9 protein-coding genes and 1 tRNA gene are annotated in these 12441 nt (G+C 58.4%); all 10 read right to left on the bottom strand.

The features are described from left to right. Positions 1–16 precede the first annotated feature (16 nt). A complete protein-coding gene (locus tag ACPQ6D_RS18075) occupies positions 17–6988 on the bottom strand; it encodes a choice-of-anchor Q domain-containing protein (RefSeq protein WP_423225749.1) in 6972 nt (2323 codons plus the stop codon). A 295-nt stretch (positions 6989–7283) separates the two neighbouring features. Continuing rightward, the gene (rplL, locus tag ACPQ6D_RS18070; protein ID WP_423225748.1) at positions 7284–7679 is read right to left on the bottom strand and encodes a 50S ribosomal protein L7/L12; all 396 of its coding nucleotides are present in this window, start codon (positions 7677–7679) and stop codon (positions 7284–7286) included. A 77-nt stretch (positions 7680–7756) separates the two neighbouring features. Then, positions 7757–8302: a 50S ribosomal protein L10 gene (gene rplJ, locus ACPQ6D_RS18065; RefSeq protein WP_423225747.1), complete on the bottom strand. Its 546-nt coding sequence runs from the start codon at positions 8300–8302 to the stop codon at positions 7757–7759. 249 nt (positions 8303–8551) lie between these two features. Next, positions 8552–9268 carry a 50S ribosomal protein L1 gene (gene rplA / locus ACPQ6D_RS18060; protein ID WP_423225746.1) on the bottom strand — a complete coding sequence of 239 codons (717 nt, stop codon included), beginning with the start codon at positions 9266–9268 and terminating at the stop codon, positions 8552–8554. Between the two features lie 57 nt (positions 9269–9325). Continuing rightward, complete coding sequence (rplK, locus tag ACPQ6D_RS18055) at positions 9326–9751, bottom strand: 50S ribosomal protein L11 (protein WP_423225745.1); 426 nt, start codon at positions 9749–9751, stop codon at positions 9326–9328. 114 nt (positions 9752–9865) lie between these two features. Next, positions 9866–10504, bottom strand: coding sequence for a transcription termination/antitermination protein NusG (gene nusG / locus ACPQ6D_RS18050; RefSeq protein ID WP_423225744.1), 639 nt, complete (start codon positions 10502–10504; stop codon positions 9866–9868). A gap of 31 nt (positions 10505–10535) precedes the next feature. Then, positions 10536–10751 (bottom strand): preprotein translocase subunit SecE, encoded by a 216-nt coding sequence (gene secE, locus ACPQ6D_RS18045; RefSeq protein ID WP_423225743.1) that lies wholly within the window; start codon positions 10749–10751, stop codon positions 10536–10538. Positions 10752–10869: 118 nt separating this feature from the next. Further along, positions 10870–10942 (bottom strand) — tRNA-Trp (locus ACPQ6D_RS18040). Between the two features lie 79 nt (positions 10943–11021). Next, on the bottom strand, positions 11022–11186 hold the full coding sequence (gene rpmG / locus ACPQ6D_RS18035) for a 50S ribosomal protein L33 (RefSeq protein ID WP_343406780.1): 165 nt from the start codon (positions 11184–11186) through the stop codon (positions 11022–11024). Between the two features lie 55 nt (positions 11187–11241). Continuing rightward, on the bottom strand, positions 11242–12441 hold the full coding sequence (gene tuf, locus ACPQ6D_RS18030; protein WP_423222575.1) for an elongation factor Tu: 1200 nt from the start codon (positions 12439–12441) through the stop codon (positions 11242–11244).

The raw sequence follows: 12441 nt of genomic DNA, 5'->3' as shown, positions 1-12441 counted from the left end.
ACACCGGGGCGATGACCTATTGGCGCCGTTGTACGCGCTGACGCCGAAGCACGCCGCCACACAGCGCCGCCAACAGCACGGCGACCAGCAACGCCAACCGGCCTGATAGACTGGTATCTGCGGTCAAGTCTCCCAACCGGATGGCGGTTGGCACGGAAGAAATGACGATCGTGGGGCCGGTCGTACGCGCCGAAGCAAAGTAGCCGCCAACGACTTGGGTGGTCACCTGGTACGTTCCTCCGGGTGGGGCCGTGATGGTAATGACGGCTGAGCCGTCGGCATGGACCGGCGCCAGGTAGAAGGTCTGCGGGGCGTCGAGCATCGTCAGGTCGAACCTGACAACGGCCCGCGTCAAATCGCCGGGCGACCCATCATCCGCCTGCGTCACGGCGGCGGCCAGGGTCAACGGTTGGCCGGCCGCGCCGATCAGCGCGCCTGTGTAGACCACGGTGGCATCTTCGGCGTTCATGGTCAGCGTGGTTGCGGCCGTGGCGGCGTTGTAGCGTAGATCTTCCAGGCTGATGACCTCGCCGTTGCCCAACGGAACATCGCCCACAAAGTAAGCGCTCAGTGCATAGGCGCCTGCTCGCAGCGGCAGACTGCCCGTGGCCGCGCGACCGTTGTAGTCGGTGATGACCGCTTCAGCCTGCAGCTGACGGGTCGCCGTGAAGGGCGTATGCGCTCGCAGCGGCTCATCCTCTGGCAGGAAAAAGACCGTCCGGGCCAGCAGGCGGCGGCCGCTGGCGTCGCGCAATGTAGCCTGCAGGTTGATGGGATCGCTGTATTGACCAAAAGCCACTGTGGGTGTAAAGACCAGCGACGTGTCCTGCTTGAGGATGGTAAAAGGTGCGCTGTCCGAGGCTGGGGCGTCGGTCAGCGTGCCAGGGAATGTCACCCGCACCTGGCTTTCACCGGGCAAACCGAACAGCGATAGGTTAACCGTCGCCCGGCCGTTAGCATCGGTTATTCCTTGACGGACTTGCGTACCCAGGCTGAAACTCAGCGGCGCCAGGGCCAGCGGCGCACCTCCGCTGGTCAACTCAGCGGTGAAGGGTAATTCTGTACCGTAGGGGCCGCTGCCAGGCGGATTCACCAACGTCACTGTCGTGGAAACTGGATAGGTGGGCGGCGCCGCGCCCGGATCGCTGCCAGGGGCCAGGTAGGAACCGGTATTTGTCACTAAGGATACCAACCCTACGCCATTGACCGCTTGCACCACCGCGCGAATGTTCGATACGTCCTGGTAGGGTACGACCAGCGTGCCTTCCCAGAGCGTAGAATCGGTCGGGTTCTGCGTCAGATCGAGCGACTGCCATTGACCGAACAGCGGGCCATCTATGGCCGTGTAGGTGACCCACACGGCCTGAATGCCGGCGGCGGGGTCGCCAATGACCGTCACCTGATAATCAATTGTACCATCGGACGGCGTGCTTATAACGCGCACGATTGTCGGCGGCGCGGCCAGGGCGGGAATGTTGCCGGCGGCTGTGCGCCGCGCGGTCGTCCCCTGTGGACTGCTGGCTGCGGGATCAGCCGCATCAGGCGCCGCAGGCGTGGGGTAGACGTTGATGTTGGCGCTGTAGAACAGGCGGAAGTCCATGCCGTCGTAGCGACGTAAGGTCGCCGTCGGTGAGGTCGGCGTGGTGGAACGGACCTGCGCGGGCAGCACCAGGAGCGATGTCTCCCCGTCGCTGCCATTGGCCAGCACGTCGAAATAGTTGGCGTGCCAGGGGTTGACCGGGTAGAAAGAACCGCTGAAGAATGGAATGTGGACGCCTCGCACCTCGGTGGCGGCAGCGCCGGTCAACGGCAGGATGTCGTTCAGATCCGTGTAGCGGCCGCCGCGGAACCCAACGCCGCGCAGCATCTGCCCGCTGACGTGCACATTGCGCGACTCCAGCGGTAAGACCGGTTCACCGGGATAGACAACGACGCCAGCGCCGCCCGTAAGATAAGTGGCCGTGACCGTTTGGCTGGTGGAGTTCGTGTTGAGAATCTCCGTTTCCAGGCTCAAGGTGGGTGTGATCGTGACGTCCGCAAAGCGCAGGTCCAGGGTCAGACCTGGATCGGTCGTATAGACGCTCGTGGCGCCGATGATCGAGGGCGGCGAGGGCGGTGTGCCGCGGCCGAAAGGCAAGTCCACGCTGAGCATGGGCAGGCCGAACAGGGTGGAGATCAGAAGCGATTTCTGATCAATGCCGCGCAGCGTGGGCGTGTTCGCCAGGTAGGCCTGTTTGGCAGCGACCAGGGCTTTGCCCACCGGCACCGGCCCGGTGCCCGCCAGCAGCGCCCGACTGAAGTTGGCGTAGATCTGCTCGCTGTATTTGAGAAAATCGGTGTCGCCGTACTGATAGCCGGTGCCGCCAATGAACGTGACTCCCTTACGTGCAAACGCCTGCGCCCAGTCTGGCTGCGGCGAGATGCCAGTAATTCCATGTACGTTGACCAGGTTGTAGCCTGAATGACAGCCGGTGCTGAAAAGGATGGTGTTCTGCAGATCAACCGTGGACGACGCCACTTCATTCGCCAACATGCGTGTGCTGAAGTCGGCGGCCAGCGCGCTGCCCGCGCTGAAATGACCGGCCAGGAAGATGAGGTCGTGCCGACTGCTGAGCAGGTTCGCGCGCAAATCGGCGGCCGTCCACGCGGCCGGATCGGCCGGCGACTGGCCTGGGGGGGCGATCAACGCGTCCGCGGCAGCCCCAATTCCGGCCTCGAACGCGGCTTGCACCGCCTCGGCGTTGTCAGTCAAGAAGTCATAGCCGGTGACCAGAGCGCTCGTCGGTGTGTTCACGACGCCAGCGGCCGTTGTCAAGTAGGCGTCCACCATGCCGATGATCTCGGCCGGGGTCTCCACCAGGCGCCCGACGGCCAGGTCAGGCACTGGGAAAGTGGTTATTTTCTGATCTAGTTCGATGGCTGCGCCGTAATCGTCCTGGCTAAGGACATAGCCCAGGCGTAGGCTGGCCTGCGAAGCCGAGCTGTCACGCACCGGAGGCACGTAATTGCGCTCGCTCGCCAGCAGCGCTTGATCGGGGTGGCGGAAGAAGGGAATGACATCATCGCTGCCAATGAGCACGATGTATTCGAGCGGATTGACCAGGCGATAGCGATCCACAACTGTCTTGATAGCATCGGCCACCAGGTTCTTGGCCGTCGGACAGGCTGGATAAGCATCAGCCTGCGCGTTGGCGGCCGCCACGCGCGCATCGGCGCTGACGTCAATGATCTCAGCGTTCACCTCTGGCCGGCCGGCCAACGTCAGCAGCTTGCTGCCGAGGGTTGGCGTCAGCGGGTCGGTGACGGCCAGGCGCGCGTGGTCGGTCAAGATCAAGGTATGAAAACCGCCAGCCGTCGCGGCCAGGCTAGACGACGGCAGATCCGATGTCACCCCGTCACACACGTCAGACTGCAGCAGAACTTCCAGGTGAAAGGCCTGGGCGGGACTGAAAGCGCCATTGCGCCCACGCACGCGAATGTAGAAGTCCTCGCTCTTGTCCCACGTGTTGATCGTAATACCCTCGCTGGCCGTGCCCTCGAAGCCGGCTGCGGCCAGCACACTGCGCAGTTGCGCGCTGGCGTACGCATTCGCGTCCGGGCTGTAGACGTCCGGGCTGTAGACATCGGGGCTGTAGACGTCTGGGCTGTAGACATCTGGGCTGTAGACGTCTGGGCTGTAGACATCGGGGCTGAACGCGTCCGGGGCAAATTCGGCCCCTAGTTGCGCCAGGTCAGTCAAGGAGTGCGGCGGATTCAGCGATTGGTAGACCTGGGCGATGTCCTTGAAGAGAGTCAAGTCGTAGTTGGCGGGTAGATTGGTCAGCTTCACCGTCAGTTTACTCTGGGGCGTTACGCTGATCTTGTACCAGCGCGATTGTCCCGGCCGGCTGAGATACTGATCTATCTCGCCGTGCAGGACCGAGGCGTCAGGAGCCGTCGGCATACTGAGCGGGAGCCGGTAAGCCAGGGGCCAGGTGACGTTATTGGGGCCGACCGCCTGGCAAGGTCCAAATTCAGACGTATTGCCATCGCCGTCATTGGCGGTGGCCGTGAGAAAGTGATTCAGCGGCAGGCTGGAAGGAATTGTGAGTGAAAAAGGTGCGCTGCCACGAAGGTCAGTGGTAACGGTGATCGTGGTCAACGGCGTTGCGCCTTCGCCATAGGTGCTGGGGTCACAGACGCTATTATCGAAAAATTCAAGGGTGAAGGTCTGTTCAGGAGTGGAATCGAGGCGGCCACTGAGCAGCGTTGTCACGCCATTCGGTACGGCGCTGAATACCAGAGGATAATTCTGATTACCATTGGCGCCCTTGCCGCCGTCATAGTCGCCAACATCGTTCAGTGTCGGCCCATCGCCGTTCAGGTCAATCCCCAGGCTGCCGTTCAATTCGATCTGATTGCCAAGAAAAGTATCTCGATAGCTCCACAATACCGTGATGCCGTCACCGCCGTTGAAAGCAATGCGGTTGCCCTCCCCCGGGGACGTACCGCCAATCAGATTATTATTGGAACCTTCGAAGTAGACACCGCTGCCAACATTGCCTACGGGAGAATTGCCCCCCGCATCGGTGCCAATCTTGTTACCTTGCACGGTCATGTAGTCGGCCCCGTACTTCAACGAGATGCCATGCCCGCCATTTCCCGAGATGACATTGCCCGCGCCAGGCGCTGGGCCGCCGATTATCGTCAAAAACGAACCGTAAAAGCCGCCCTTGATCTCGATGCCGTCGCTCTGGTTGCCCAGAGGCGAGGCGCCGTATACATTGGTGCCAACGAAGTTTCCTTGCACGAGATTTTGCAGCTCGCTGGGCCTGCGAGGAGCAAGGCCGCCGGACGGCTGGTTGCCTGGGGAGTCATTCACAGCGAAGGAAATTCCGTTAGCCAGATTACCGGCGACCAGGTTACGGCTGTCCGGCGTAACGCCGCCAATTAGGTTGTTGCTCGACCCAACGAGCACCCCGTTCTCTCCATTGCCTAACGCTTCCTGCCCGCTGGCGTCTGTCCCAATCAAGTTACAGTGCAGGGTGTTTTGCCAACCACGCAACTCAAGCCCATTTCGAGAAAAGCGATTGATCACCAGCCCTGTGACGGTGTTTCCACTCATCAGCGTCAAGCCGTTCATATTGGGCGCAGCGCTGCCGTCTAGCTCGATCAGCAACGTGGGGGGCCAGGCGTCGCAGTCGGCGCCGGGCTGGGTCAGGCCATCAATGATGACCGGATCGCTAACCATTGGAAGTTCCGAGAGCGGCGAAATGGTGTGCAGGCCCGGCCCCGGAATGGCGAAACTAATCTGATCAGCGCCTGATTCGTTTGGTGTTTGGTTGGCCGCGTCAATGGCTTCACGTAGCGTGCACTGCACGACGCCGCACACTCCATCGCCTTCATCAGAGGTGCTGTTGACGACAAAAATAGAGCCAGCCTGAGGAGAGTCCTGGTATTCCACGGCGCCAATATCACAGCTAAGGCCCGCGAAACGCGCCAGCCCGCGTTGATCAAGCTCAGGACAACTGTCATTTGTCCCTGCGTCTACCACGGGGCTGCCGGTGTTGGGTGCATGGGTCAAGGTCGGTCCGCCGTTGTCCTGCAAAGGAGTCAACTCAGGATCAAGGGGAACGTCACTGTTGCCAACCTGGTTGCCATTCACCCCCTGTATGAACACGCTTTCACAACCGGTGTTGTCGCCGACTAGATTGTGCGAGATGACGCTCCATGTACCGCCATCGTCGCTGCAATCAGGTTGGCGCGTATCAGGTGATGGGTCGAGGTTGCCGGCAATGATCGTGTTAGTCAGCGCGAACGAGCTGCCCAGGTTGAAAATGCCTCCGCCATTGCCCACGTCCTCCCCCGTCGCATCCGCTTGATTAGCGACCATCGTGACATTGATCAGGTCATTCGAAGCGCCGGTAGCAGCGAAAAGGCCCCCACCGTCGCCATAGCTCGCATTGCCGCTGACCGTGCTGTTGATCATGTGCAGTTCGCCAGCATTGGCAATTCCGCCGCCATTGACGAAAGCCAGATTACCGCTCAGCGTACTGCCCTCAATGACCATGATGCCCCCAGCTGCATTCGATATCCCCCCACCGTTGCTGCCCGCTTGATTGGCTTGCACGGTCGAATCAAGGAGATGAACATGCCCGGCGACATTGTAAATGGCTCCCCCGTCTTGATAACTAGAGGTATTGGAAAGGAGGCTGCTGGCCGTGATGGTGACCTGGCTGCTGCCAACAAACAGCCCACCGACGCCGCAGTCTGACACATTATTCTGAAGAATCACATGCTGCAGATCGAGCTGACCGCTGAGCGAGGCGATACCGCCGGCCGCGCCGGCAAAACCGCCGTTGGCGCCCAACGCCTGAAAACCGCACGATGTGCCGTTGTTCTGTACAATCACATCTTGCAGGGTCAAATGGCCATGGTTGTGCCGCAGCCCGGCGCCGTCGCTAAGGTAGAGGTAACCGTACTGTATTTGCAGGCCAGCGATGGTCACGTCGCTCGTTGACCAAATATCGAACACGCGGTCACTGTAATCCGCATCTACAATCACCCCAGCAGAGCCAGCGCCGCTGATCACCAGCGCGTCTGTGATGTCCAAATCGCCGGTGGCAGCGGCATCTTCATCCGTACCGACGAGGCTTAGACCGTAGTAGCCTGCTGGCAACACGATCGTATCTTGGCCCGGCCAGGCATTACTCTCCTGGATCGCAGCCCGCAAACTGCAATCTTCCATGCCCGTGTGCGATTCGCACACGCCATCGCCTGGATTCGCATCCTCAAAATCATCCGTCAAATTCACCACGAGGGTTAGAGTCAGCGGCGTCGTGGTCAGAACAGGCTTACTGGCGATTGCCGAATAGCTTTTTGTTTCGGCCTCAACGGAAATTGAAGCCGAGGCCACCTTTGACGAATAGAACAGCGTCGTCATCAAACAAGCGGCTAACAGCCATGCCAGGTAGATCGGTTTTTTGGCACTTGTAAACCCTGTAGTCATAAACTCTTCTCCAGGCTGTGGTCAAAGGATGTTCGCAGGAAAAACGTCAATTGCTCAGGTTAAAGGGTGGACGATGCAGGCAATTACGATAGAGAATAACCAAAAGCGTCATAGCATCATAGCGCATCTAGGGATCTTTCTCAGTAGGCTGCATCATCTTTTATCGTCTTGCTGCACACCTGAGAAGAAACAGCTTCATGACTGCAAAAGGTCTGATGCGCGCGGCGCGTGCAAAAAAGAAAAAGCCGCCAGGGGGATAACCTGGCGGCCTTGAGGGGTTACCTGGACGGTATGATTACTTGATCTCTACCACAGCGCCTTCGGCCTCGATGACCTGCTTGGCGTTGCCCGCGACTTCCTTTGTCACCGCGGCCAGCACCGTCGCCGGCGCTGACTCGACCAGGTCCTTGGCTTCCTTCAGGCCCAGGTTGGTGACCTGGCGGACGGCCTTGATGACGTTAATCTTCTTGGCGCCAACGTCCTTGAGAATGACATCGAACTCGGTCTGCTCTTCGACTGGCGCCGCGGCTTCAGCCACGGGCGCCGCAGCGCCGGCAACGGCAGCGCCAACGGCCATCGGCGCAGCGGCGCTGACGCCCCAGCGCTCCTGGAGAATTTTGGACAGTTCGGCGGCTTCTTTCAAGGTCAAAGCATCCAGCTCTTCGACCAGCTTTTGCAGTTTTTCAGACATGATAAGGTTATCTCCTCGTGCGTTTCAAAAGATCGTTGTAGTTTACTTCACAGCGAGCGGTTGCCAAAGCAGCCGCATCAAGCAGCCTCTTCTTCTGCTGCCTTTTCTGAACGTGCGTGCAGAACCGTGATGATTTCACGCAACGGCGCCTGCAAGACACCCACCAGGTTGGTTGCCGGGCCTTGCACTGCGCCCAGCAGCTGCGCCAACAACTGCTCCCGGGTTGGCAGGTCAACCAAACGTTTGACCTCATCCGCCCCAAACACGTCATCGGGCAGCAGTGCGCCCACAAGTTCCAGCTTCTTCTGATCCTTCATCGCATCCAGCAAGAGCTTGGTGGACGTTTGAATGGGGCCAGTGAAGTAACAGACGCCCACGGTGCCGACGAACATATCTTCCGGCGTGGGGAACTGGCTGTTTCTCAGCGCGATCTTGAACAGTGTGTTCTTGGTCACCTGGAACATAGCATCAGCGTCGCGCAGCTTCTTACGCAGCGCGGTGATTTCAGCGACAGTTAAGCCGTTGTTGCGAAGCACAATCACGGCCTGACTTTTTTGTAGTCGCTCCGCGTACTGATCAATGAACTTCTGCTTTTCGTCTCGAGTCAGCGGCAATCGAGTCACCCCCTCTCACTTACAAAATCATGATGACGGCCAGCAAAGCAACATGGTTCGCCCTGGCCTGATGGCGGCAACAAAAACGCCTTCGTGCCGAGAGACACGAAGGCGCATGGGTCAAGACCCTCTGCGGTGAACAGAGAGTGCAAGATTTACTCATGACAGCTTCGCCTCAGCAGGGTTTACGTTGTGCTTGGCTGGCAAGCAGACAACAACCTGCGATCATCGGCGTTATGCGACAGCTAAGGTATTTTGTTAAGCTGTTGGTTTCAAGGCAGAGGCCAAATTGGCATCCATCCGGATGCCGGGGCCCATGGTGGTGGTCAACGTGGCGCGGCGCACATAGGTGCCTTTGGCGGCCGCCGGTTTGGCGCGCACGATGGCATCCATGATAGCCGTCAAGTTTTCCAACAACTGTTCATACGTAAAGCTGGCCTTACCGACCGGCATGTGGATGTTGGAAGTCTTGTCCACACGAAATTCAACGCGACCCTGCCGCGCTTCTCTGATGACCCGTGGAAGGTCTTCGGGCTGCACAATCGAGCCTGTCTTGGGGCTGGGCATCAAGCCACGCGGGCCGAGAACTTTACCCAGGCGTCCAACCTTTCCCATGACTTGCGGCGTCGCCAGAACCAGGTCGAAGTCAAGCCAACCATCTTGAATCTTCTTGATCATATCATCGGAGCCAACAAAGTCAGCGCCGGCTTCGGTTGCCAGGCGGGCGCCGTCGCCTTCCGCAAAGGCAAGAATGCGCACCTGTTTACCGGTGCCTGCAGGCATGACCACAACACCGCGCACTTGTTGATCCGCGTGACGCGGGTCAACACCCATGCGCATATGAATTTCAACGGTGGAATCGAACTTCGTGAAAGCCGTTTCCTTGGCTAGATTGATCGCGTCCTGCGGCGTGTAATACTGATTGCGATCCACTTTGGCCGCTGCGGCAATGTACTTTTTCCCGTGCTTAGGCATTCTACAACTCCTGTGGTTTTATCGAAGAAAGCTTCTTCTCCCACTCGCCAAAATTAATTACTCGACGACCGTAATGCCCATGCTGGCCGCAGTGCCTTCAACCATCTTCATGGCAGCCGCGAGATCATTGGCGTTCAGGTCTTTCATCTTGGTTTCCGCAATTTCGCGCAGTTGGGCGCGTGTGATTTTGCCACTGACTTTGCTGTTCGGCGTGGCTGAACCTTTGGTCACATTGGCCGCCTTCTTCAGGAGGTCGGCTGCCGGCGGCGTCTTGGTGACAAACGTGAATGAATTGTCCTGGAAGACAGTAATTTCCACCGGAATGATCGTGCCTGTCTGGGCAGCCGTGCGCGCGTTATACTCCTTGCAGAAGGCCATCAGGTTGACACCATGCTGACCAAGCGCCGGGCCAACCGGCGGAGCCGGATTCGCCTTGCCGGCGTTTAGCTGGAGTTTGACGATTGCTTTGATTTTTTTCGCCATCTGACTTCCTTTCCAACACCCATCTCTCAAAACAAAGGTGCGGCGCCCATGTCATTAGGCCGCACCTCGTTCCTGTATGACGTTTACGTCGCTTAGTTTGCGTATCTGTGAAGCTTAAACTTTTTCCAACTGCAAGAAGTCAACTTCAACCGGTGTTTCCCGGCCGAAGAACGAGACCATGACGCGAGCTTTGCCCTTTTCTGGTGAAATCTCATCCACGGCGCCCATGAAGTCAGCGAATGGGCCGCCAACCAGGCGCACTTTTTGCCCGATCTTGAAGCTGATCTTGATCTTGGGCGCCACGTCTTCGATGCGGCGCATGATTTTGTCAACTTCTTCCTGGCTCAGAGGCGTCGGTTTGTTGCCCATGCCGACAAAGCCGGTGACGCCGGGCGTATTACGCACGACATACCACGAGTCTTCGTCCATGATCATGTCAACCAGGATGTAACCGGGAAATACGCGGCGCTCGATGGTGCGACGCTTACCGTCCTTCAGTTCGACTTCTTCTTCGGTTGGCACAATGACCTGGTAAATGCGGTCGCCGCCTACGTCGTGCATCGAGGCCGCGCGATGTTCAAGGTTCTTTTTGACCTTGTTTTCATAGCCAGAATAGCTGTGAATAACATACCAGTGGCGTTCGGCCGCCGGTTCTGTCTCCTCAACTTCGGCCGCCGATTCGATCTCACCCTCGTCTGTCACCACCGCGGGTGGGGTAATCGGCTCATCATCTAGGTTCAGTTCGTCGAACATCGCATTGTTCATAACATCAGCGCCGATCGAATCAACCACCCACCAACAGACGGAAGAATTGAGCGAACAAAAAGTCTACGGCTCCCAGGATCATAGCCATCGTGAAAGTAACAACCAGCACGACAACGGTCAGGTTGGTTGCTTCTTCACGCGTGGGCCAGGTCACCTTGCGTAACTCGGCCCGCGTATCCTTGAAGTATTTGATAATCGGATTTTCTTTTGCGTTGACCGTCACAGATTTATTCACGAGCCTTCTCACATCCCTGCGATATCACGGGCCTCTTACATATTAAGACACCAGACTCCGTCATACTACAGAACAGAGGTGGTGTCTCGATGCACCGAGCAAGAACCACACATTCAGGCAGGCCAGGCAGGATTTGAACCCGCAACCCTCGCTTTTGGAGAGCGATGCTCTACCTATTGAGCTACTGGCCTTCACAAACAAACCAAAAATAGACCGGGGCGGCTGAAAAACCGTGAACTCTTCGTCAGAAACACGGTTTTTCAGCGTTCTTTAGCGCGTCTCGCGATGAGGCGTATGCTTATGACAACGGGAGCAGTATTTTGCCAACTCCATACGTCCCTGGTCATTGCGCCGATTCTTTTCCGAAACGTAGTTACGCTCTTTGCACTCCGTGCAGGCCAGCGTAATGACAGTACGTACCGCTTTTTTCGCCATGATGTTCTATCCCATCTATCGGCAGACGCCTGCCAGGCATCCACCGCTGAACTTACTAATTCATCATCTTGGTGATGACGCCGGCGCCGACGGTGCGGCCACCCTCGCGGATGGCAAACCGGGAACCGACTTCCAACGCCACGGGTACAATCAGATGCACCTTCAGGTTCACATTGTCGCCCGGCATGACCATTTCCACGCCTTCCGGCAGGTCACACGAACCCGTCACGTCCATTGTCCGAATGTAGAACTGCGGCCGATACCCGTTGAAGAACGGCGTGTGGCGTCCACCCTCTTCCTTCTTCAACACGTACACCTCGCCCATGAATTCCATGTGCGGCTTGATGGACCCCGGCTTGGCCAACACCTGTCCGCGCTCCACGTCTGTGCGCGTGATGCCCCGCAGCAAACAACCTACGTTGTCGCCCGCTTCGCCCCGCTCCAGAATCTTCTTGAACATCTCGACTCCGGTCACAATCGTCTTGCGCGTCTCGCGCAGGCCCACGATCTCGATTTCTTCGCCGACCTTGACCGTGCCCCGCTCGATGCGTCCCGTCACCACCGTCCCGCGACCCTTGATCGCAAAAACGTCTTCCACCGGCATCAGGAACGGCTTGTCTATCTCGCGCACCGGCGTCGGGATGTACTCATCCACCACCCGCATCAAATCCCAAATGCACTTGTACTCCGGCGCATTCGGATCCTTCGAGGTGCACTCCAGAACCTGCAATGCACTCCCGCGCACGATCGGTATGTCGTCGCCGGGAAAATTGTAGCTGCTCAACAACTCTCGCAACTCCAACTCCACCAACTCCAACAACTCCTCGTCTTCCATCATGTCGCACTTGTTCAGAAACACCACCATCGCCGGCACTTCCACCTGACGCGCCAGCAAAATGTGCTCCCGCGTCTGCGGCATCGGCCCATCCGGCGCAGCGACCACCAGGATCGCCCCGTCCATCTGCGCCGCACCCGTGATCATGTTCTTGATGTAGTCCGCATGTCCCGGACAGTCCACGTGCGCATAGTGCCGCTTCTCCGTCTGGTATTCCACGTGCGCAATCGCAATCGTGATGCCGCGCGCCTTCTCTTCCGGCGCATTGTCAATCGAATCGAACGCACGATAGTCCGCCCAACCCTTGAGCGCCAACACCTTCGTGATCGCCGCCGTCAAACTCGTCTTCCCGTGGTCAATGTGGCCAATCGTCCCCACGTTCACGTGCGGCTTCGTTCGCTGAAATATCGCTTTTGCCAT

Source organism: Candidatus Amarolinea aalborgensis (assembly GCF_900491745.1).
GTDB classification, from domain to species: domain Bacteria; phylum Chloroflexota; class Anaerolineae; order SSC4; family Amarolineaceae; genus Amarolinea; species Amarolinea aalborgensis.
This window is presented reverse-complemented; position numbering and strand designations above follow the sequence as displayed.